Origin of the sequence: Ralstonia psammae, from assembly GCF_958405935.1 — a bacterium.
Lineage (GTDB): Bacteria > Pseudomonadota > Gammaproteobacteria > Burkholderiales > Burkholderiaceae > Ralstonia > Ralstonia psammae.
This window is the reverse complement of the sequence record NZ_CATZBU010000004.1, coordinates 406682-427805: the sequence shown is the minus strand read 5'-3', so window position 1 is coordinate 427805 and position 21124 is coordinate 406682. Positions and strand designations below refer to the sequence as shown.

Genomic DNA, 21124 nt, shown 5'->3' with positions numbered 1-21124 from the left:
CAATAACCAACATGCAGCCACGGCTGCGACATCAAGGAAGGAGTCATCATGAAAAGCCAAATAGCAATCGCGGCAGCGATCGCGCTCGCGGGGGGCATCGCCGGATCGGCGTACGCGCAGAGCAGCGTCACGCTGTACGGCAACATCGACGTGTCGATCGGGTATCAGAGCAACCAGACCTCGGTCGGCTCCACGTCGAACGGCCATTCGGTCGTCAAGCAGAACAGCGGCATCTGGTCGGGCAGCCGCTTCGGCTTCAAGGGCAACGAAGACCTGGGCGGCGGCAACAGCGCGCAGTTCGTGCTCGAGGAAGGCTTTAACGGCGACACGGGCTCGCAATCGGTCTCGGGGTTGATGTTCAATCGTCAGGCCTTCGTGGGTCTCGCCAACCGCGACCTGGGCACCGTCACGCTGGGTCGTCAGTACACGGCATACTTCTCGATCCTCGCCCCGTACAGCCCGATCAACTGGCTGACGGGCTTCTACGGCGCGCACCCGGGCGATATCGACTCGCTCGACACCAACTACCGCGTCAACAATTCCGTGGTCTACACCTCGCCGACGCTGGGCGGCGTGACGTTCAGCGGCTCCTACGGCTTGGGCGAAACGCCGGGCAGCGCCGGCAACGGTTCCACCTGGAGTTTTGCCGCGCGTTATGCCAATGGCCCGGTCGGCGTGGGCGCGGGCTTCATGCGCGTGAACAACTCGACGGTGGGTGGCGGTGCGTGGGGCGCGAACTCGTCGCTGTCCAACGGCGGCAGCGAACCTGCCGTGTCCGCCATCAATGCCGGCTACCAACTCGCGGCTGCGCAACAGCGCTTTGCCGTGCTGGGTTCGTACACGTTCTCGCCGGCATGGGACGTGTCGGTGTCGTACTCCAACGTGCAGTACATCCCGGGCGTGAACTCCAAGTTCGCCAGCCAGGCGATCTTCAATACCGGCGGCGCCGTCCTGCACTACAAGGCCACCCCGACGCTTGACCTGGCAGCCGGCTATTCGTACACGCGTGCCACCAAGGCCAACGGCATTGCCGATGCGGCTACGTACCATCAGTTCAACCTGTCGCAGTACTACAGCCTCTCCAAGCGCACGGGCCTGTACGTGCTGGAGGCCTATCAGAAAGCAAAGGGTAAGACGATCTCGCCCACGGGCAGCATCATCGATGCCACGGCGTCCATCGGCGATGGTCAGAACGGCGCACCGTCGGCAACCGGGTCGCAACTGGCCGTGGCTGTCGGCATGATTCACCGCTTCTGACCGGTGTGAGCACCGGGCACGGCTTTCGCTTGGACGCCGCGCCCGGGTTCACCTCTGTTCAAGTGCGCGGAGTTTGCCGCTATCATGGTGCCCGCGCTGTCCTTGGTCTCTGACCGCATCGACAATCTCAGGCTGCGCCGTTGCGATCCCTTCCACTACCACCCGAACTCGTTGCGAGCTGTATGACTTCGCGCCCTTTCCCCTCGCCTCCTGAGGACGAGGCCACCATGACCGCCGCCCGACGCGTGTATCGGAGCCTGCGCGAGCGGATTGTCGAGATGGAACTGCTGCCTGGAACGCGCATCGTCGAGAAGGATCTCGCAGAAGAATTCGGTACCAGCCGCACCCCCGTTCACGAGGCCGTCCAGCGGCTGGCCGAGGAAGGGCTGATCGACGTCCAGGCACGCGTCGGGACGTTCGTATCGCGCATTCCGCTCAATACGCTGGAAGAAGCCATGCTCGTGCGCGGCGCGCTGGAAGTCGCCATCATCGAAAAGGCCGCCGAGCGCATGACGCCGGAAGGCATCCACAAGCTCAACGTCGTGCTGGAGCGGCAGGCGCAATGCGTGCGCGAGAGCAACCGGCGCGGCTTCTTCCGCACCGACGAAGCCTTTCACGCCACGCTGGCCGAGCTATCGGGCTACCCCGGCGTCTGGCAGATCATCCTGGAAGTCAAAACGCAGATCGACCGCTACCGGCTGCTGACCCTCCCGCTGGAGGGGCGCATGACCGAGGTGCTGGCCGAGCACCGTGCCGTGATCGACGCCCTCGCTTCCAACAACCCGAAACGCGCCGTGCGCGCCATGCGCGAACACCTGGATCACGTGCTGCCGGTGCTGGAAATCACGCGCCGGCTGCGGCCCGAATACTTCACGGTGTAAGAGCGAACTTCACGCCGGGGCGGTACCGCAGCAGCCGACGGTGCCTTGCGCCGCCCCGCGCAACTCAAATCGACAGGCACAGCTTGCCGAAGTGCTTGCCCGCCGCCTGATGCGCAAACGCATCGGCAATGTCTTCCAGCGCGAAAGTCCGATCGATCACCGGCTTGATGCCGGTTGCGTCGAGGGCGCGCACCATGTCGCGCTGGTGGTTTCGGCTGCCGACAATCAAACCCTGCAAGGTCTGGTGGCGCCGCATCAGCTCAACCGTCGGTACCGGGCCGGCAACACCGGTCAGCACCCCGATCAGGGCGATGTGCCCGCCGGTGCGGCACGCCTGGATGGATTGGCCCAGCGTGTCGGGCCCGCCCACTTCAATCACGTGGTCGACACCGCGGCCATTCGTGTAGTCGAGCACCTTGGCCGCCCAGTCGGTGTCGCGCCGGTAGTTGATCGTGCAATCGGCGCCGAGTGCCTGCGCCCGCGCCAGCTTCTCGTCGGAGGATGAGGTTGCGATCACGGTTGCGCCCATGCTCTTGGCAAATTGCAGCGCAAAGATCGATACGCCGCCTGTCCCGAGCACCAGCACGGTGTCCCCCGCCTTCAGGCGCGCGTCGACCACCAGCGCCCGCCATGCGGTGAGCCCCGCCGTCGTCAGCGTTGCGGCTTCGGCATGGCTGTAGCCGCTCGGTGCATGCGTGAACCAATGCGCCGGGCGAACGACGTATTCCCGTGCATAGCCGTCCACACCGTCGCCGGGCACGGTCGAAAAGTCGGCGATGGTCGGGCCGCCATCCAGCCATGTCGGGAAGAACGTCGACACGACCGAATCGCCCACGGCAAACTCGTCCACGCCTTCGCCAATCGCCTCCACCACGCCGGCGCCATCGGACATCGGGATGCGGCCGTCGGCGCTGGGCATCCGGCCGGTCACAACACCCAAGTCGTGAAAGTTCAACGAGCTGGCATGCACGCGCACGCGGATTTCTCCGGCGCCCGGCTGGCCGGGGTCTGGTAGATCGACGAAATGAAGTTTGTCCAGGCCAGCGGGCTGGCGCAGGGTAATGGCTTTCATGAGCACGACATCCTTAGTCAACGGGTTGCGAAAGGGCAGCTCTGCAAAACTTGCAGCGAGGCCGCATTGCAGGCATTGTCACGGCGTACCTCTTTACTCGCAAGAACGTACAATTTTCACCAGTACTATCAATTTTGTAGGTATAAAACCATGCGTCTGAAACGTCAGGACGGCAAGAGCGGCTGCGCAGTCGAAGTGACGCTTTCCGTGATCGGCGGCGTCTGGAAGCCCGTGATCCTGTTCCACCTGCTGCCGGGAAAGAAGCGCTTCATGGAACTGACGCGCCTGATTCCGAATGCCACGCAGCGCATGCTGACGTTGCAATTGCGCGAACTTGAGGCAGACGGCGTCATCGCGCGGCACGTCTATCCGCAGGTGCCACCCAAGGTCGAATATGCGCTCACCCCGCTTGGCGAATCGCTCGCGCCGGTACTCATCAGCCTGCGCGAATGGGGCGAGTCCTATCGCGTGAGCGAGATGTCCCGCGAGCCGGCCGAAGCTCCGGAATGCGCGCGTGACGAAGCCATGGCGCGTTGAAGGAGCGCAAGGGCTTCGAAAAAAATGAGGCCGTCAAACGGCCGGCCTTGCCGCCGCCACCTCGCAGTTACACCTGGTTACACTTTGAGAGTCGGAGCGTGTCGATTTCCTAGTTCTTCATTCGACGTGCAAGTAGAGGCGCACACATCTTGCAAAGCCTCTCACCCAACCGAACCCAAGGAGAAACACCATGCGATTCATGATCCTGCGACTGGCCGACAAAGACACTGAAGCCTCGGTGATGCCCAGCGAAGAGCTGCTCACCGCCATGGGCAAGTACATGGAAGACCTGGCCAAGGCGGGCGTGCTGCTGGGCGGCGAAGGGCTGCACCCCAGCTCGCGCGGCGCACGCGTGGAATTCAAGAATGGCAAGCCGACGGTGATCGATGGCCCGTTTGCCGAAGCCAAGGAACTGATCGCCGGCTACACCATGCTGCAGGTCAAGTCGGAAGAAGAAGCACTGGAGTGGGTCAAGCGCTGGCCCGCACTGGATGCCGGCGGCAATGTGCGCCTGGAAATCCGCCGCGTGTTTGAGGCGGAAGATTTTGGTGCGGAGTTCACACCCGAAGCCCGTGAGCGTGAAGAGCGCCTGCGCGCTGAACTGGCAGCCAAGCAGCAGTAAGCGGCGCCGTCATGGCCGATTCGACGCAGGATGCGCTCGCCATCCACCGCACCATCGACGCGGTGTGGCGCATCGAGTCGGCCAGGATCATTGCCGGCCTTGCCCGCCTGCTGCGCGACGTGGGCCTGGCGGAAGACCTGGCGCAGGATGCGCTGGTCGCGGCACTGGAGCAATGGCCCGCATCGGGCATCCCCGACAACCCGGCAGCGTGGCTCACGGCCACCGCCAAGCACCGCGCCATCGACCGCCTGCGCCATCACACGCTGGCGGAGCAAAAACACGCGCGACTGGCCATCGAGCTGGAGATCGAACAAGAGCTTGCCCAGGCCGATGCTGAAACAGCGCGCGACGAGGCCATCGGCGACGATCTGCTGCGGCTGGTCTTCATCTCGTGCCACCCGGTGTTGCCGCACGAGGGCCGCGTCGCGTTGACGCTGCGGCTGCTCGGCGGGCTGACTACGGACGAGATCGCCCGCGCCTTTCTGGTGCCGGAGCCGACGGTGGCGCAGCGCATCGTGCGCGCGAAGAAGACGCTTTCCGCGGCGCGCGTGCCGTTCGAGCTGCCCGAGCCGGATGCGTTGCCCGAGCGGCTTTCAGCCGTGCTGCAGGTGATCTATCTCGTCTTCAACGAAGGCTATGCCGCCACCGCCGGTGACGACTGGACGCGCCCCACGCTATGCGAAGAAGCGCAGCGCCTGGGGCGCATCCTCGCCGGGCTCATGCCGGGCGAGCCGGAGGTGCATGGTCTGCTCGCCCTGATGGAACTGCAGGCCTCGCGCCTGCGTGCACGCGTGGGCCCCGGCGGACGCCCTATCCTGCTGATGGACCAGGACCGCAGCCGTTGGGACTCCCTGCTCATCCAGCGCGGCTTTGCGGCGTTGGCACAGGCTGAAGCGCGCGGGCGCGGCCTGGGCCCCTATGGGCTGCAGGCGGCCATCGCGGCATGCCATGCAAGCGCACGCACCGCCGAGCAAACCGACTGGGTGCGTATTGCCGCGCTGTACGACGCGCTGGCGCAGCTCACGCCCTCGCCCGTCGTCGAGCTGAACCGTGCCGTGGCTGTGGCGATGGCGTATGGCCCGCAAGCGGGGCTCGAGATTGTCGATACGCTGCTGGCCGAACCGGCGCTGCGCAGCTATCACCTGTTGCCCAGCGTGCGCGCCGATTTTCTTGCGCGCCTCAACCGCATCGAAGAAGCCCGTGTGGAGTACGAACGTGCAGCGGCGCTCGCGCACAATCGGCAGGAGCGCGCGCTGTTGCTGGAGCGCGCAGCCAAATGCGCTGCCGGAGAATAGTCACGCGGCACGCCACTTGCTAGGCAAGGCGAATTGTCGATAACGAGACGGCGGCGGAACCTTGATTGCGCTGCGGTCGTCCATCCTGCGTGAACCGTTCTTCGTCTTCCCTCCTGGGTATCCAGGCACTGCGGGGCTTCGCCGCGCTGTATGTAGTGGTGTTCCACTCGGGGCTCGCTCTGGCTCATGCCGACATCCCTGCCCTTGCGTGGCTGACCACGCATGTGATCAAGCGTGGGCATGTCGGTGTGGATGTGTTCTTCGTCATCAGCGGCTTCATCATTGCGTGGGTCGCCATTCTTGGCCCCAGGGGGCCTGAGCCGGCCGGAGAGTTTCTCGTCAAGCGGGCGTTCCGCCTGGCGCCGCCTTACTGGCTGATGTCGGTGCTGCATTCCACCTGGCTCAATCCTGTCTCGGCGGGCGTACTGCTCACTTCGCTCGCGTTTGTGCCGCAGGCCAATGTGGATGCGCCGTACTTCGGATATCCGGCCTTGTATGTCGGCTGGTCGCTCAACTACGAGGTGTTCTTCTATGCGCTGTGCGCGGTGGGGCTGGCGCTGTTCGGCCGGCGCGCGCTGGCGCTGGTAGCACTGGCGCTGTTCACAATGACGATCATTGTGCCGTTCTGGCACAGCGGTGTCGTGCAGCGCAGCCCCGAAGCGTTGTACGTCTGGGCCACACCGCTGCAGGCCATGGCAGCCAGCCCGCTGGTGCTGGAATTCCTGTTGGGCGCGGGGCTGGCGTGGCTGTATGCGGCGCATCGGCATCGTCTGACACCCGCCTTTGCGCGTGTACTGATGGCGGTTGGCGTGGCGACGTTCGTGATGTCGGTCGTTGGTCCGGTTCCCAAGTTCGATCTGCTCGCGCGCGGGCTGCCCGCGGGCGCGTTGTTGATCGGCATGGTGGCCATGGAGCACTGCGGCGAGCTTCGCGTGCCGCGCACCGGCGTCTGGCTGGGTGAGTTGTCGTATGCGCTATACCTTGTGCACCCGAGCGTGATTGAAGCCACGCACCGCCTGGTGGGCAGGCTCGCGCCGGAATGGATCTGCACGCAATTGATGCTGTTTTCCGTCAACCTTGCGCTCACGCTGGTGCTGGCTGTGATGCTGCATCGCTATGTCGAGCGACCATCGATCGCCCTGGGCCGTCGCGCCGTCGATTGGATGCGCAACCGTCGGCACGCCTCGCATACGCGGCTGGGTCAACAAAAGTCCTGAGCAGCGCAAAACCCGCAGGCAGCAGGAATACGCTGGCGGCAGTGCTTTCGCTCGGCGCCTATCCACCGCCTGTGGCACGCATGACGCGATGCGGATACCGCCAGCCGCTACTGCTCCTCACGCTGTCACGCTGAACATCAGCGCCTGGATCTTTCCGTCGACGGGGCCCGCGCCGAAGCGCGCGGCCAATGCATCGGTGCACACATCGGTGGCGTCGGTGAGTGCGTCGGGGCCCAGGGCCTCCAGCTCGCCGCGCACCGGTGTGCCCTGGCAGTAGGCGACGGCCACCACGCGCGCCGTGTCTGCCCGGCTGCGTGCCGTGACAACGTCGCACGTAAACGCCGCAGTGAAGCCGCCTGCGCGGGCGTCGGCTTGAATCGGCGCCGGATCGTAATGGCCATGCGGCGTACGCGCCAGAAACATCGGCGGCTTCTCAGGAAAGCGTTTCGCCAGCGCGTTCGTCACCACATTCGCAAAGTCATTGTCTTCAATCCGGCCCCACACGCTGAAGAGCAGCTTGCCGCCCGGCGTCAACACACGTCGCGCTTCGGCAAAGGCCTTGGGCCGATCAGGGAAGAACATCGCGCCAAACTGGCAAATCACCAAATCGAAACTGCCGTCGGCAAACGGAAGTTGCTGGGCATCGGCCTGTTGCCATGTCACGGGCCGGCATGTGCCCACGGCGGCCGCGCGATCGAGCATCGGCGGGTTCAGGTCGGTCGCGACAATCTCCGAGGTTGCCGGCAGTGCACGCGCCAGTGCGCGCGTTACCGCTCCGGTACCAGCCGCGACCTCCAGCACGCGCTGCGGCTGACAGGCCGCCGCCCGCGCGGCCATGTCCACCGCATAGGGCGCGAAGATCAAGGGAACCAGCAGCGTGTCATACAGCTCGGGAATGGAGCCGGAGAAGACCTGATCGGTGCTATGCGCGTCCATCGTTCACCACCTTTGCCCGAAGAAGGGTTGGGCATGCATGGTTATAGTCCGGAACCGCGCCGCGGGCACTCCGCCAAGTCGACTAGATGGCACGCCTGCCCAGGCATGGAGTGTCGACAAGGCGCGGACTACGCCCGCCTTCGGATGGCCGCCCCCGCCAGACGGGGCATGCGGCCCAACGCCGGCTTGAGCACCGGTGCGTGGTCGCCGAGAAAGTCCCACAGCCGATTGGCAACCGGCCCATGCGGCTGATCCCGCCGGCGTGCCACCGCCAGTTCCTGCACCATGCCGGGAAAATGCCGCCCCGCAATCGACAGCAGTGTCCCTTCGCGCAGTTCTGCATCGATCAGAAAACGCGGCAGATGCCCCCACGCCATGCCGTGGACGATCAACTCTTTCTTCATCAGTTGATCAGGCACGGCGCACTGCGGCGCGCCTTCAATGACGTAGTGGGATTGCTCCGGCGGATTCCGCGCGGAATCGTTGATGACGCACTGCATGAAGCGCTGCATCTGTTGCGGCGTCATCGTCGAGGTAACGGGAAACGGTAGAAAGCCCGGCGCCACCACCGGCACCATGGCGATCTTGCCCAGGTCGATCCACTCCATGCGCATGTCGCCTTTGGGCACGCGGTGGACGATCAGGTCGGTGTCATCGTCCAGCAAGCGCTCCCACGGTCCGGTGACGGCTTCGAACTGCAATTGCAACCGCGTCTGCGGACACTGGCTGAAGAATTCGCTGAGCAACGCCAGCACGGGCTGCAGCGGGCACAGGTCACCCAGCACCACGCGCAGATCGGCTTCCTCGCCCATCGCCAACTGCTTTGCGTGGGTTCGCAGTTCATCGCTCTCACGCAACAAGGACTGCATCTTGCGGTGAAACGATTGCCCCGCTTCCGTCAAGCGAACGCGATAGCCGCTACGGTCGAGCAGGCTCAAACCCAACTGCCCTTCCAGCTTGGCGACCGCCGCAAACACGGAGGGGTGCGAGCGATGCAGCCGATCGGCCGCCGCCTGAAAGCTGCCGCTGGTCACCACCGCATCGAAACACTGAAGCTCGTGAAGCGTGAAGTTCTGCATTGTCGGCAAAACCTACAAAGTCCGTCAAAACTTCATAGTATCCATGAAACACCTCGGCTTCTAGGATGACGACATCCCAATCGTTTCAACCGTCTTTCTCAGGAGCTCATGATGACTACCCGCAACGACCTCGCCTTCATCACCACCGGTGACGGCACGCGCATCGCTTATCGCTTTGACGGCTCGGCGGACAAGCCCGTCCTGCTGCTGTCGAATTCCATCGGCACCGACCTGCACATGTGGGACGTGACCGTGCCACGCCTGGCCGAGCACTTTCATGTGCTGCGCTACGACGCGCGCGGCCACGGCGCTTCGGATGCCCCCTCTGGCGCCTATTCGATGGACCGCCTCGGGCGTGACGTGGTGGAGCTGCTGGATGCGCTGGGCATCCGGCGCGTGCATATGCTGGGGCTGTCGCTCGGTGGCATCGTGGCGCAGTGGCTGGCGATTCATGTGCCCGAACGCATCAACCGGCTGGTGCTCTCCAACACCGCCGCGCACATCGGCCCGACCGCGTATTTCGATCAGGCCATTGCAGAGCTTCAGCAAGCGCCCGACATGCAGGCCACGACCGAAACGTTCCTGCGCAACTGGTTTCCGGCACGCATGCTGGAGACAAACGACCCTGCCGTAGAACCCTTCCGCCGCACGCTGCTGGCAACACCGCGCGAGGGCATCATCGGCGGTTGGACGGCGGTGCGCGATGCCGACCTGCGCCGCACGATCACGCTGATCATGCATCCGACGCTCGTCATTGCCGGCCGGCACGACACCGTGACGTCTGCCCGCCATGGTGAGGAAATGGCCGCAGCCATTCCGGGCGCACAGCTGCGCATGCTGGACACCGTGCACCTTGCCAACGTGGAGCTGCCGGACGCGTTCCTTGAAGCTGTGCTGGATTTCCTCGCCGTGCACGAAACCGCTTGATGGCCCCATGCGGCATCGACACGCGGCAACCCCGCCGGTTAACATGGCGGCCATCCAACCGATGTGCCGCCAGCCATGTCCCGCGTCAAGAACGAAGACGAATTCGAGTTGCGCCGCGAAAGTGTGCTCGACACCGCCGCCGAAGCCTTTGCGGCAGACAGCTACCCGAGCGTGTCGATGAATCAGCTTGCCGCTGCGTGCGGCGGCTCCAAATCGCGCCTGTATCACTACTACGAAGGCAAGGAAGCTATCCTGTTCGACCTGCTCGACCGCTACACGCGCCGGCTGGCCGATCTGGTTGAACGCGCCGAGAGCGACGCGCGCCACGCCAGGCTTTCGGCGCGCGCCACGCTGCATCTGCTGATCCGCACGTTTTTGGCCGAATACGCCACTTCACGCACACGGCATGTGGCCTTGCTCAACGATGTGAAATACCTGGCGCCGGAACAGCGCGACATCGTGCTCGCGCGCGAGCGGGACGTGGTGGCCGCGGTGGGTCGGCAGCTTGGCGCGGCTTACCCCGACAAGGTGGACGAAGCCAACCGCACGCCCATCACGATGATGCTGTTCGGCATGATGAACTGGACATTCACTTGGCTCAAACCCGACGGGCCGCTTTCGTATGAAGGCTATGCGGAGATGGTGATCGACATGCTGGAGAACGGGCTGGGCAGCCCGGATGGTCGAAAGGGTTGACGTTCAACGCTCGTCGTAGCTGACCACCACGCGCTGCGTGAGCGGCCGTGCCTGGCAGGTCAACACAAACCCCTGCTGGATTTCCCAGTCTTCCAGCGTGAAGTTCTTCTCCATCTCCACACGGCCTTCCAGCACCTTGGCCCGGCACGTGCAGCACACGCCGCCCTTGCACGCATAGGGCAGATCCAGCCCCGCCCTCAACGCACTGTCGAGCACCTTGGCTTCGCCCGCCATCGGCACCTCGTGCGATTTGCCGTCGAGCACGACAGTCAGTGCCACGTCGCCCGCCACGGCGGCGTGCCTGCGCGGCTTGGCCGCTGCTGACGCATCGCCCACCGGCACGCCAAAGCGCTCCGCATGCACGCGCTCGCGCGGCACACCGCGCGCAAGCAGCGCAGCTTCCACAGCATCGATCATCGTCGACGGGCCACAGATGAACGCGGCATCAATATCGTCGGGCGGGATCAGCGCATCCAAAAAAGCATGCGCCTTCGGACCATCGAGCCGCCCGTTGAACAACGCGATCTCCTGCGCCTGGCGCGACAACACGTGATACAGCGCGAAGCGATCGAGGTAGCGGTCTTTCAAATCTTCGAGTGCTTCGCCAAAGATGATGCTGTCGACGCTGCGGTTACCGTAGACCAGCGTGAAGCGGCTCTGCGGCTCGGCTGCCAGCGTCGTCTTGATGAGCGACAGGATGGGCGTGATACCGCTGCCGGCTGCAAAGGCGACGTAGTGGCGCGCGCTTTCGGCTGCCAGCGGCACGTAGAAGCGGCCATCGGGCGGTAGCACATCAAGCGTCTGGCCCACGCGGATGCGGTCATGCAGGTGGTTGGAGAAGACACCGGCATCGACACGCTTGACCGCCACACGCAACTCTCCGTGCGCGTCGTAGTCCTGCACGGCACAGCAAATGGAATACGAGCGCCGCAGTTCTTCCTGTCCGGGAAGTTGACCCGACGGCACGCGCAGCGTCAGGAACTGGCCTTGCGTAAAGCGGTACGCATCGCGCAGATCGTTCGGCACGTCGAAGCGCACAGAAATCGTATCGGCCGTCTCGCCGCGCACTTCGGCAACGCGCAAAGGGTGGAATTGCGGAGTCATGACGGTCGTGCTCAGTGGCGTTTAGTAGGGCTTGAAGTAGTCGAACGGCTCGCGGCACGCGCGGCAGCGGTACAACGCTTTGCAAGCTGTCGACCCGAAGGCAGAGATGAGCACCGTATCGTGCGATCCGCATTGCGGGCAGGCGATGTGCTCGGCCTGCGCAGGACGCGTTAGACGAATGGGGTGAATGGGGCGAGCGCCACCCGCTTCCGCCATGTGCGCCGGCGGTGCAATGCCAAAGTCTCGCAGCTTGCGGCGCCCTTCGGCGGTGATCCAATCCGTCGTCCATGCCGGCGACAGCACCGAGCGCACGCGATACACACCCACGTCCGCCGCCCGCAACGCGCGGCTCACGTCATCGGCAATCTGTTCCATTGCCGGGCAGCCGGAGTATGTTGGCGTGATCGTTGCCACCAGGGTGCCGGCCTCGTCGAGTTCCACATCGCGCAGGATGCCCAGTTCGGCAATCGTGACCACCGGGATCTCCGGATCGGTCACGGCCTCCAGCGCAATACGGGCGCGGTTCAACCGCTCGCTTACCACGATGCCCCCGGAAACTGACGCGCCAGCCCCTGCATCTCGGCCAGCAGATAGCCCATATGCTCGGAATGCACGCCGTGCTTGCCTGTGCTGACAAAGGGACCGGGTTCCGGCCAGCGCAGGGTGGCCTCGTCAAGTGCGTCACGCACCGTGGCGTCCCATGCGCTGCGCAGGTCTGCCGCGCGCACGCCAATGCCGGCCTCGGCCACGGCCGCTTCAACGTCGTCCGCGGCAAAGTATTCGTTGGTGTACGGCATCAACCAATCGAGCGCGGCCTGGGCACGCGCATGCGACGCTTCGGTGCCGTCACCGAAGCGCACAAGCCAGTCGCGCGTATGAGCGAGGTGGTAACGCACCTCCTTCAGCGACTTGGCGGCAATCGCGGCCAGTTCGGTATCGATCGAACGCGTCAACGCTTCCCACAGCGGCACCATCAAGGCGGCGTACAGGAAGTGGCGGACGATGGTGACGGCGTAGTCGCGCGCGGCTGCCGATGTCGCGACCAATGGCCCCGCATGCGGCAGCTCGAGCAGCGTGTAGTTGCGGAAAGCGGGCTCGGCGCGCCAGTAGGCGTAGTCGTCCTCCGTGCGCGGCGTACCGGTGAGCGTGCCTTCGATCTGCCCCGCGTGCGTGTAGAGCAGCCGCGCCTGGCCGATCAGGTCAAGGCTCAGGTTGGACAGCGCGATGTCTTCTTCCAGCACGGGGCCGTGGCCAGTCCATTCAGCGTTGCGCTGGCCGAGGATGAGCGCATTGTCGGCCAGACGAAGGATGTATTGCAGATGCGCGTCGGAAGTCATCACCGCGACTCACATGTGGTTGACTTCATCGGGCAGCCGATAGAACGTCGGGTGCCGATAGATCTTGTCGGCCATCGGGTCGAACAACATGGGCTTGTCATCCGGTTCGCTGGCGGTGATGGCAGCGGAAGGCACCACCCAGATCGAAACGCCTTCCTGACGGCGCGTGTACACATCGCGTGCCATCTGCAGCGCCTGCTTGGCATCCACCGCGTGCAGGCTGCCGCAATGCTTGTGCTCCAGACCCTGCTTGCTGCGGATGAACACTTCCCATAGCGGCCATTCATGTTGAGGCATGGCGGGCTCCTTCCATTTCAGGCGGCTTGTTGGTTGACGGCGGCGCGTTCGGCCTGCTTGCGTGCGTAGGCGAGCGCGGCTTCGCGCACCCATTCGCCTTCTTCGTGTGCGCGCTTGCGGGTGGCAAGACGCTCGCGGTTGCATGGGCCGTGGCCGTCGAGCACGCGCTTGAATTCGGACCAGTCGAGCGGCGAGAAATCGTAGTGGCCGCGCGCCTCGTTCCACGTGAGGCCGGGGTCGGGCAGCGTCACGCCCAGCACGCGCGCCTGCTCGACGGTGGCATCCACAAAACGCTGGCGCAGATCGTCATTGGAGATGCGCTTGATGCCCCAGGCCATGGTCTGCGCGCTGTTGGGCGATGCGGTATCGGGTGGACCGAACATCATCAGCACCGGAAACCACCAGCGGTTGACGGCCTCCTGCACCATATCGCGCTGTGCCTGCGTGCCGCCCATCATCGTCAGCAACGATTCATAGCCCTGACGCTGGTGAAACGACTCCTCCTTGCAGATGCGGATCATGGCGCGCGCATACGGGCCATACGAGCATCGGCACAGCGGCACCTGATTCATGATCGCCGCGCCATCGACCAACCAGCCGATCACGCCCACGTCTGCCCAGGAGAGCGTCGGGTAGTTGAAGATCGACGAATACTTCGCACGCCCTTCATGCAGCGCGTCGATCATCTCGTCGCGCGAGCTGCCGAGCGTTTCAGCGGCGGAATAGAGATAGAGGCCGTGGCCCGCTTCGTCCTGCACCTTGGCCAGGAGGATAGCCTTGCGCTTGAGCGACGGCGCGCGGCTGATCCAGTTGCCCTCGGGCAGCATGCCCACCACCTCGGAATGCGCGTGCTGTGAAATCTGCCGCAGCAGCGTCTTGCGGTATGGCGCGGGCATCCAGTCTTGCGGCTCGATCTTGTGGTCGGCGCCAATGCGCGCATCAAAGCGCGCCTGCAAATCGGCTTCGCCGAGCGAGGCGGCCGCCAGCTCCTGCTCCGTAGGCAGGCCACCGGGCTGGTCGAGGCTTTGGGTGTACATGCGATCCTCCGGCCGCTTTCGCGGCATGTGCACGGCACGTCATGCGCACCGTGTTCTGGACAGATCGATTATAAACCGTCCGACCGGTCGGTCAATCACGGGTTTCACCGCATGCCTTGCTTGAGACATGCGGTGCGCCCTCTTTCTTCGCTCTCTTCGTCGCCGACTTAGATGGGCGCTGCCGACGATGCCTCGCCGTGCGCCGCTGCGTGCGCGCGAGTGCGCACAAACACCCCCGCCAGCACCGACCCGAGCAGGGCTGCGACCGCGCCCAGCAGGAACGCGAGGTGGTAACCGCCATTGAGCGCGGTTGTGGCATCGGCGCCTGCCGCGGCCAGACCTTCCGTGCGCGCGGCGGCCAGACTTGCCAGGATGGCCAGGCCCAACGCACCGCCCATCATGAACGACGTGTTGACCACGCCCGACGCCAGGCCCGATTCATCCGGCGCCACATCGCTCATGGCGGCCAGCAGCACCGGGTTGAATGCCACACCGGCACCCAGGCCCAGCAACAGCATGCCGGGCAGCACGTCCAGCACAAAGCTGCCGCCGGCCGGCGCGCGCGCAAACAGCGCCAGCCCAACGCCTGCCACCAGCAAACCCACTGACAGCGGCACGCGAATGCCAAAGCGCATCACCAGCTTGGCCGACAAGCCCAGCGAGAACACCGCCATGATGATGTTGGCCGGCAGAAAGGCCAGTCCCACCTGCATGGCGCCGTAGTCGAGCACGCGCTGCATATACAGCGCCGAGATGAAAAACCACGCGAACATCGCAGCCGCCCACAACACGCCCACCACGTTGGCCGTGGCCACGTTGCGCAGCGCGAACATATGCAGCGGCATCAACGGATGCGACACGCGCGATTCGACGGTCAGGAACGCGATCATCAGGGCAATGGCAATGCCCAGCTGCGAGAGCGTTTGCGTGGACGTCCAACCGGCTTCGTTGCCGTGCACGACGGCGTACACCGCCAGCATCAGCGATGCGGTCACGGCAATCGCTCCCGCCACGTCCAGCTTCGTGCGATCGGCCAGCGGTTTGCCCGCAGGCAACAACGCCACGCACGCGGCATACACCGCCACGCCAATCGGCAGGTTGACCAGAAAGATCCAGTGCCAGCTCAGCGTGCTCGTCAGCAAGCCGCCGAGCAATACGCCGATGCTGCCGCCGCCCGCACATACAAAGCCGTAAATGCCCATCGCCTTGGCGCGATCCGCCGGCGAAGTGAACAGGTTCATGATGAGCGACAGCGACACCGCCGACACTACTGCCCCGCCCAGCCCTTGCACGGCGCGCGCCGCGATCAGCAGCCCCTGCGAGTTCGCCAGCCCGCATGCGGCCGAAGCCAGCGTAAACAGCGTCAGCCCCAGCAGGAACAGCTTGCGATGTCCGAAGAGGTCCCCCAGCCGGCCACCCAGCAACAGGCAGCCGCCGAAGGTCAGCATGTAGGCGTTGACGACCCACACGAGCGAGGTTTCGGTAAAAGCCAAGTCAGCCTGGATGGACGGCAGTGCCACATTCACGATGGTCGTATCCAGCACGATCATCAGCACGCCCAGGCAGAGCACGATGAGGGCAAGCCAGCGCTTGCGTTCTTCGATGCCATGCGTCATGGAACCACTCCTATGATTTGCTGCGCCTGAACGTCGCTCAAGATTCCGCAGCCGATTTGAGGTTGGCAAGACCCGCTTCAAAATCCTTGCCGATCATCGCGTCCATACTGAAGAACAGGCCCATCACCTTGGAGACGAATGGGCTCGGGCCGTACATGGCCCAGGTCACGTGAGTCACGTCACCCGCAGGCTTCAGCGTGAATTCCGCCGTGTTGTGCGCTTCGAAGGGTTTCAGGAAATCCAACTGAATCTGGATGCGGCTGGGCGACGTTGAATCGACGATCTCCATGCGCCCCGCCCCAACCTCCCGCGAGCCATCCCACGCATAGTTCGCGCCATTGCCACTGGCGGGGCCGGCATAGGTGCGCCGCATCGCCGGGTCACGCTTTTCCCACGGAGACCAAGCCGTCCATTGGTGGAAATCGTCGATCAGGGCGAACACCTTTTCAGGCGGCGTCTTGATGTCGATTTCGCGCTGCACGCGGAAGGTGTCCGGACGCGTGGCAGCAAAACCCAGCACAGCAACAATCGCGACGACGATGACGATCGCAATGACCTTCAGCATGGAGTGCGCTCCGACAAAATGGGGGCAGCGGGTGAATGCACGCCTTTGCGCAGGCCGTGCAAAGGGTCGCGGCCAGCACAGCCGGGCGTCACCCACGGGGGGATTTCGTTGATATTGGTAAGGCCCCGGTGACCGGGCAGTCTAGCACCGGACCACCGCCCTGCGCCCAGGCAGGGGCCTACGATTTTGCGTAGAACGGCCACCGCTCGGCGGCCGTTTTCACACACGCACTGCACTTACATCGGCTTGGGTGCGATCACCATCCACGTGATGCCAAAGCGGTCGGTCACCATGCCGAACGCGTTGGCGAAAAACGTTTCGGACATCGGCATCGTGACGTGGCCGCCCTCGCCGAGCGACTGGAATGTGCGTTCGGCAGTGGCGTTGTCTTGCACGCTCACAGACAACCCGAACCCCTTGAAATCGGTCTTGCCAGCGGCCATGCCGTCGGATGCCAGGATCTGGGTTTCCCCAACTCGGAAGGCGGCGTGCATCACCTTGTCAAGCGGGGGCGCCATACCGCCACATTGCTCGGCGGTGGGCTGGGCGTCCTTGGGCGCATCCTTGTAGTGCATCACCACATCGACCTTGGCGCCCAGCGTCTTCTTGTAGAACTCCAGTGCTTCTTCACAACGGCCTTCGAAGAACAGGTACGGTTGAACTTGCATCACAACTCCTTGGGGTGGACTTGGGGGACTGCAAAAGCCGCGCACTGCTCCACGCGGTCGGGGAAAAACCTCGCTCAGGCACACGCCGGTTCAGGCACCGGCATCGGCACCGAGGCATGCTCGTGCACGACTTGCCAATGGCCATCGCGCTTGCGAAAGCACACGGTGGCGCGCGTCTGCGCATCGTGCCTGGTACCGTCGCGATAGCGCGCGCGCAGGCGATTCACGCTAAAGCAATAGGCCAGTTCGCCACCCACCTCAAGGTGCAGCTCGGCGAACTGAAAATCGGCCTGCCCTTCCAGCGCATCGAACCAGCCCTGCCAGTTGCGGCGGTATGCGTCGACACCTTTGACAAACAGCGGCGGCATCACATCGAACACCACCACATCGGGCGCGTAATGGCGCATGACGGCATCGATGTCCTTGGCGCGGACGGCGGCAGCCCATTCGTCGATCAACGTGCGCAGTTGCGCTTCATCGTCCGCTGCAGTTGTGGCAATCGTCATGTTGGCCTCCAAAGAATCTGCGCCAATCAGGGCTTGGAATCAGGGCTTGGAAATTCGCGCAACAGCGCCTAGGGTTGAATTGTGAACACTGTCCACAAAAGATAGCAGACATAATGGACGGCGTCCACATAGAACTTGCGGAGATGCATCGCATGACCCAGGAACCGCCTCGACCACCCGTACGCACCACATATCGCCATGGCGACTTGCGGCGTGCGCTGCTCGATGCCGGCATTGAACTGGCGCGCGCCGGCGGCCCCGAGGCCATCGTGCTGCGCGAAGCCACACGCCGCGCTGGCGTGGTGCCGAATGCCGCATACCGGCACTTTGCGGGGCGACAGGACCTGCTGCAAGGCGTGCGGGCCGAGGCATTGGCCGCGTTGGCGCGCGCCATGGAAGCTGAGTTGGATGCCATCGACCCGACGTGGCCCGACGATGCGCGCGCACGTGCGTCGCTGCGCGCCATCGGCGTGGGTTATCTGCGGTTTGCGCAGATGGAGACCGGCCTCTTCCGCACAGCCTTTGCAGTGCCCGATGAAGTGGAAAACGATGCGGACCCCGCCAAAGCCGGCAATAGCGGCCTGAACCCGTTCCAGTTGCTGGGCCTGGCACTGGACCGCATGACCGCCGCCGGCGTACTACCGGCCGAACGCCGTCCGGGCGCCGAATACCTCGCATGGTCGGCGGTGCATGGGCTGGCCCTGCTCATCATCGATGGGCCATTGCGCAGGCGTCCGCCCGAGCAAACTGGCGCCATTGCATTGCGTGTGGTCGAAATGGTGGAGAACGGCCTGTAGATACTTGCGGACCGATGGAATATTGCTCGCGCCTGAAGTGTTTACCATCAGGACAAGCCATTCAGGAGAACCACCATGCAGATGCGACCAGGCAGATGGATCAGTGCCGCCGCGCTCGTGCTGAGCGCGTGCGCATCGCTCGCACCAGTCCAGACGGCGCAAAAGATGATCGGCCAGCCCGAAAGTGCCGTGCGCGAGACCTTTGGCGCGCCCACCGAGACTTACCCGCTGGCAAACGGCACGCACCGCTGGATCTATTCCAAGCAGCCGATGGGGCACGAAGTCTATGCCGCCGACTTTGACGCCAGCGGCAAGCTCACCAACTTCCGGCAGATGCTGACTGAAAAGGAAATCTACGAAGCCCGGCCCGGCGTCTGGACCAAGCGTGATGTGGCCGAACGCTTTGGCATGCCGCGCGAGCCGACGCAGTACTACCCGCTGATGAAGCGAGAGGCGTGGTCATACCGGATGTACGTCCTCGGGTATCAGCAGGCGCACTTCAATGCCCTGTTCGACGACAACGGCGTGCTCGATCGCACCATGATCGTCGTCGACCCGCTTGGCGGCGACCACCACAGCCGGAAGTAATACTGAGCCCAGCGGCGCATTGCACGCCGCCAGGGGCTCAATGATGAGCGCAGCGCTTAACCCAGCGCAGAGGCGATGGCCTGCGCGAGTTCGTTGGCTTCGAACTTGGCGACGTAGCCGTTGGCGCCAACGCGGCGCACGTGGTCTTCGTTGGCCGAGCCCGACAGCGACGAGTGGATCACCACCGGAATCGACTGGAACGCCGGCTCGGTCTTGATCTTGCGCGTGAGCGTAAACCCGTCCATCTCAGGCATCTCCAGATCGGTCAGCACCAGCGCAATCTTGTCGCGCACGGTCTTGCCTTCGCGGGCGGCATCGCGTGCGATGTTCTGCAGCGTATCCCACGCTTCCTGGCCGCTCTTGGTCATCACGTAGGGCGTGCCCATCGCCTCCAGGCCGTTGGCGATCAGCGAGCGCGCGAGGCCCGAATCATCCGCCACCAGCAGCTTGGCACCCGGCGGCAGCTTGATCGGACGCTCGCCATTGTCGGGCGCCAGATCGGTGCGGCGGGTTGGGAACACATCCACCAGGATCTGTTCGACGTCGATCACCTGCGCCAGACGCGAGTTGTCGGCGTTGCCATCCAGGCGCGCCAGGCTGGTGATATTGCTGCTGCCCACGCTCGCCTCGGCCGGGAAGATCTGGCTCCATTCCAAGCGCACGATCTCGTCCACTTCTTCCACCGCAAAGCCTTGGGTGGAGCGCGCGTATTCGGTAATCAGCAGGATGTTGGCATTGCCGTTCTTGGTGCCGATCACGCTGGCGAGGTCGATCACCGGAATGATCTGGCCGCGCACATTGACCGCACCCAGGATATGGGCGCCGGCATCCGCCACATGCGTCACAGGCGGCATGACCATGATCTCGCGCACCTTGAACACGTTAATGCCGAACATCTCGCGCTGATTGGAGCGCGCAGATTCTCCCAAGCGGAACAGCAGCAGCTCAAAGCGGTTGTTGTTCGTCAGATTGGTCCGTTCATCGACTTCGTGCTGCGAATGCTGTGACATCGCGTCTTCCCCCGTTCAAGCACACGTTATGTGGCGGTAAACGGCACAGCGTTGGGCAACTTGAAGAGGTTTTGCGAATGTGAAGGCTGCGCCCTTTCAGCGTGGGGGGGGAACGCAAGCCTAGGCAACCTTTACATGCGCGACCAGGAAATCCAGAAACGCCCGCACGCGCGCCGGCAGATGCGCGCCCTGGCCGACATAGACGGCATGGATGTCTTCGGTATCGCCGGGGTTGCAATCTTCCAGGACGGGGACGAGACGGCCTGCATCCAGATCGGCGCGCACCTGAAACTCGGCCAGGCGCGCCAAACCCAGGCCGGCGACAGCCACGGCGCGCAACGCCTCGCCATCGCTGATCTGCGTGTTGCCTAGCGGCGTAAACTCCGTGCGGCGACCGCGCTTGATAAAGGGCCAGGCGTTTGTGGCCCGCACGTAGCTGAACGCCAGGCAGTTGTGATTCGCCAAATCGGCCGGCGTGCGCGGCGTGCCGGCGCGCGCCAAATAAGCGGGCGACGCCACCACCATCAAGCGCGTCTGCCCCAGCTTGCGCGCCACCAGCCTTGAACTCTTCAGCGGGCCGCTGCGCAGCGCAACATCGGTGCGGTCTTCCAGCAGATCGACCACGCGATCCGTGAGCGCAATGTCGAGCGACACCTCCGGATGGCACGCCAGAAACGCCGGCACAATCGGCAGCAGCAAATGCGTGCCGACCGGCACATTGGAATTGACACGCAATCGCCCTGAGGGCTGCGCCCCGGCAGAAGCCTCGCGTTCCGCCTCATCGAGATCGGCCAGCACCGTCACGCTGCGCTCATAGAACGCTGTGCCCTCGGGCGTGAGCTGAAAACGCCGCGTGGAGCGGTTCACCAGCCGCGCGCCCAACCGGGCTTCCAGCCGCGCCACCAGCTTGCTCACCGCCGACGGGGTCATCCGGCAAGCACGCGCGGCAGCGGAGAAACCGCCCAGTTCGACCACCCGCACGAAGACTTCCATCTCGCCAAAGCGATTGACATCGAGCCGCGACATTGTGATTTCAATTCATAAATGTTGTTCTTACAGGCAGTCTATCGCACAGATCCA

At 64.1% G+C, this 21124-nt stretch carries 24 protein-coding genes; 10 read left to right on the top strand and 14 right to left on the bottom strand.

What is annotated here, in order from left to right; translation table 11 throughout:
- Positions 1–48 precede the first annotated feature (48 nt).
- A complete protein-coding gene (locus tag R2N16_RS11545) occupies positions 49–1257 on the top strand; it encodes a porin (protein ID WP_316665806.1) in 1209 nt (402 codons plus the stop codon).
- 227 nt (positions 1258–1484) lie between these two features.
- Positions 1485–2138, top strand: a complete 654-nt coding sequence (locus tag R2N16_RS11540; protein WP_316665805.1) for a GntR family transcriptional regulator — start codon at positions 1485–1487, stop codon at positions 2136–2138.
- Between the two features lie 64 nt (positions 2139–2202).
- On the opposite strand, the gene R2N16_RS11535 is transcribed toward R2N16_RS11540, so the two are convergent.
- A complete protein-coding gene (locus tag R2N16_RS11535; RefSeq protein WP_316665804.1) occupies positions 2203–3210 on the bottom strand; it encodes a zinc-dependent alcohol dehydrogenase family protein in 1008 nt (335 codons plus the stop codon).
- A 150-nt stretch (positions 3211–3360) separates the two neighbouring features.
- Between R2N16_RS11535 and R2N16_RS11530 the strand changes: the two genes are divergently transcribed.
- The 4 genes from R2N16_RS11530 (at position 3361) to R2N16_RS11515 (ending at position 6881) form a co-directional block, all read left to right on the top strand.
- Positions 3361–3747 carry a winged helix-turn-helix transcriptional regulator gene (locus R2N16_RS11530; RefSeq protein ID WP_316665803.1) on the top strand — a complete coding sequence of 129 codons (387 nt, stop codon included), beginning with the start codon at positions 3361–3363 and terminating at the stop codon, positions 3745–3747.
- Between the two features lie 190 nt (positions 3748–3937).
- Entirely contained in the window at positions 3938–4369 is a 432-nt protein-coding gene (locus R2N16_RS11525) for a YciI family protein (protein WP_045203354.1), read from the top strand.
- Between the two features lie 11 nt (positions 4370–4380).
- Positions 4381–5664 (top strand): RNA polymerase sigma factor, encoded by a 1284-nt coding sequence (locus R2N16_RS11520; RefSeq protein WP_316665802.1) that lies wholly within the window; start codon positions 4381–4383, stop codon positions 5662–5664.
- Positions 5665–5753: 89 nt separating this feature from the next.
- Positions 5754–6881: an acyltransferase family protein gene (locus R2N16_RS11515; protein WP_316665801.1), complete on the top strand. Its 1128-nt coding sequence runs from the start codon at positions 5754–5756 to the stop codon at positions 6879–6881.
- Between the two features lie 117 nt (positions 6882–6998).
- On the opposite strand, the gene R2N16_RS11510 is transcribed toward R2N16_RS11515, so the two are convergent.
- A complete protein-coding gene (locus tag R2N16_RS11510; protein ID WP_316665800.1) occupies positions 6999–7817 on the bottom strand; it encodes a class I SAM-dependent methyltransferase in 819 nt (272 codons plus the stop codon).
- Positions 7818–7945: 128 nt separating this feature from the next.
- Positions 7946–8896 (bottom strand): LysR family transcriptional regulator, encoded by a 951-nt coding sequence (locus R2N16_RS11505; protein WP_316665799.1) that lies wholly within the window; start codon positions 8894–8896, stop codon positions 7946–7948.
- 111 nt (positions 8897–9007) lie between these two features.
- On the opposite strand from R2N16_RS11505, the gene pcaD reads away from it, so the two are divergent.
- Positions 9008–9823, top strand: a complete 816-nt coding sequence (gene pcaD / locus R2N16_RS11500; RefSeq protein ID WP_316665939.1) for a 3-oxoadipate enol-lactonase — start codon at positions 9008–9010, stop codon at positions 9821–9823.
- A gap of 75 nt (positions 9824–9898) precedes the next feature.
- Positions 9899–10519 carry a TetR/AcrR family transcriptional regulator gene (locus R2N16_RS11495; RefSeq protein WP_316665798.1) on the top strand — a complete coding sequence of 207 codons (621 nt, stop codon included), beginning with the start codon at positions 9899–9901 and terminating at the stop codon, positions 10517–10519.
- Between the two features lie 3 nt (positions 10520–10522).
- On the opposite strand, the gene paaE is transcribed toward R2N16_RS11495, so the two are convergent.
- From paaE to R2N16_RS11450, 9 genes are all read right to left on the bottom strand, one after another.
- On the bottom strand, positions 10523–11623 hold the full coding sequence (gene paaE, locus R2N16_RS11490) for a 1,2-phenylacetyl-CoA epoxidase subunit PaaE (protein ID WP_316665797.1): 1101 nt from the start codon (positions 11621–11623) through the stop codon (positions 10523–10525).
- Positions 11624–11644: 21 nt separating this feature from the next.
- Entirely contained in the window at positions 11645–12166 is a 522-nt protein-coding gene (gene paaD / locus R2N16_RS11485) for a 1,2-phenylacetyl-CoA epoxidase subunit PaaD (protein ID WP_428984115.1), read from the bottom strand.
- Positions 12160–12960: a 1,2-phenylacetyl-CoA epoxidase subunit PaaC gene (gene paaC, locus R2N16_RS11480; protein ID WP_316665796.1), complete on the bottom strand. Its 801-nt coding sequence runs from the start codon at positions 12958–12960 to the stop codon at positions 12160–12162. Before paaC ends, paaD begins: the two co-directional genes overlap by 7 nt.
- A gap of 9 nt (positions 12961–12969) precedes the next feature.
- Positions 12970–13257 carry a 1,2-phenylacetyl-CoA epoxidase subunit PaaB gene (gene paaB / locus R2N16_RS11475; protein ID WP_316665795.1) on the bottom strand — a complete coding sequence of 96 codons (288 nt, stop codon included), beginning with the start codon at positions 13255–13257 and terminating at the stop codon, positions 12970–12972.
- A 17-nt stretch (positions 13258–13274) separates the two neighbouring features.
- On the bottom strand, positions 13275–14294 hold the full coding sequence (gene paaA / locus R2N16_RS11470) for a 1,2-phenylacetyl-CoA epoxidase subunit PaaA (RefSeq protein WP_316665794.1): 1020 nt from the start codon (positions 14292–14294) through the stop codon (positions 13275–13277).
- Between the two features lie 167 nt (positions 14295–14461).
- A complete protein-coding gene (locus R2N16_RS11465) occupies positions 14462–15910 on the bottom strand; it encodes a DHA2 family efflux MFS transporter permease subunit (RefSeq protein ID WP_316665793.1) in 1449 nt (482 codons plus the stop codon).
- A gap of 37 nt (positions 15911–15947) precedes the next feature.
- The gene (locus tag R2N16_RS11460) at positions 15948–16475 is read right to left on the bottom strand and encodes an SRPBCC family protein (RefSeq protein WP_316665792.1); all 528 of its coding nucleotides are present in this window, start codon (positions 16473–16475) and stop codon (positions 15948–15950) included.
- Between the two features lie 236 nt (positions 16476–16711).
- Positions 16712–17143, bottom strand: a complete 432-nt coding sequence (locus R2N16_RS11455; RefSeq protein WP_316665791.1) for a VOC family protein — start codon at positions 17141–17143, stop codon at positions 16712–16714.
- 74 nt (positions 17144–17217) lie between these two features.
- Positions 17218–17649, bottom strand: a complete 432-nt coding sequence (locus R2N16_RS11450) for a YybH family protein (protein ID WP_316665790.1) — start codon at positions 17647–17649, stop codon at positions 17218–17220.
- Positions 17650–17801: 152 nt separating this feature from the next.
- Here R2N16_RS11450 and R2N16_RS11445 point away from each other — a divergent pair, with 152 nt between their 5' ends.
- Together R2N16_RS11445 and R2N16_RS11440 are read left to right on the top strand one after the other, a co-directional pair.
- Positions 17802–18446 carry a TetR/AcrR family transcriptional regulator gene (locus R2N16_RS11445; protein WP_316665789.1) on the top strand — a complete coding sequence of 215 codons (645 nt, stop codon included), beginning with the start codon at positions 17802–17804 and terminating at the stop codon, positions 18444–18446.
- Positions 18447–18521: 75 nt separating this feature from the next.
- Positions 18522–19034, top strand: coding sequence for a hypothetical protein (locus R2N16_RS11440; RefSeq protein WP_316665788.1), 513 nt, complete (start codon positions 18522–18524; stop codon positions 19032–19034).
- Positions 19035–19090: 56 nt separating this feature from the next.
- Here R2N16_RS11440 and R2N16_RS11435 read toward each other — a convergent pair whose 3' ends face one another.
- Positions 19091–20044, bottom strand: coding sequence for a chemotaxis protein (locus R2N16_RS11435; protein WP_316665787.1), 954 nt, complete (start codon positions 20042–20044; stop codon positions 19091–19093).
- A 120-nt stretch (positions 20045–20164) separates the two neighbouring features.
- Positions 20165–21070: a LysR family transcriptional regulator gene (locus R2N16_RS11430; RefSeq protein WP_316665786.1), complete on the bottom strand. Its 906-nt coding sequence runs from the start codon at positions 21068–21070 to the stop codon at positions 20165–20167.
- Between the last annotated feature and the right edge of the window lie 54 nt (positions 21071–21124).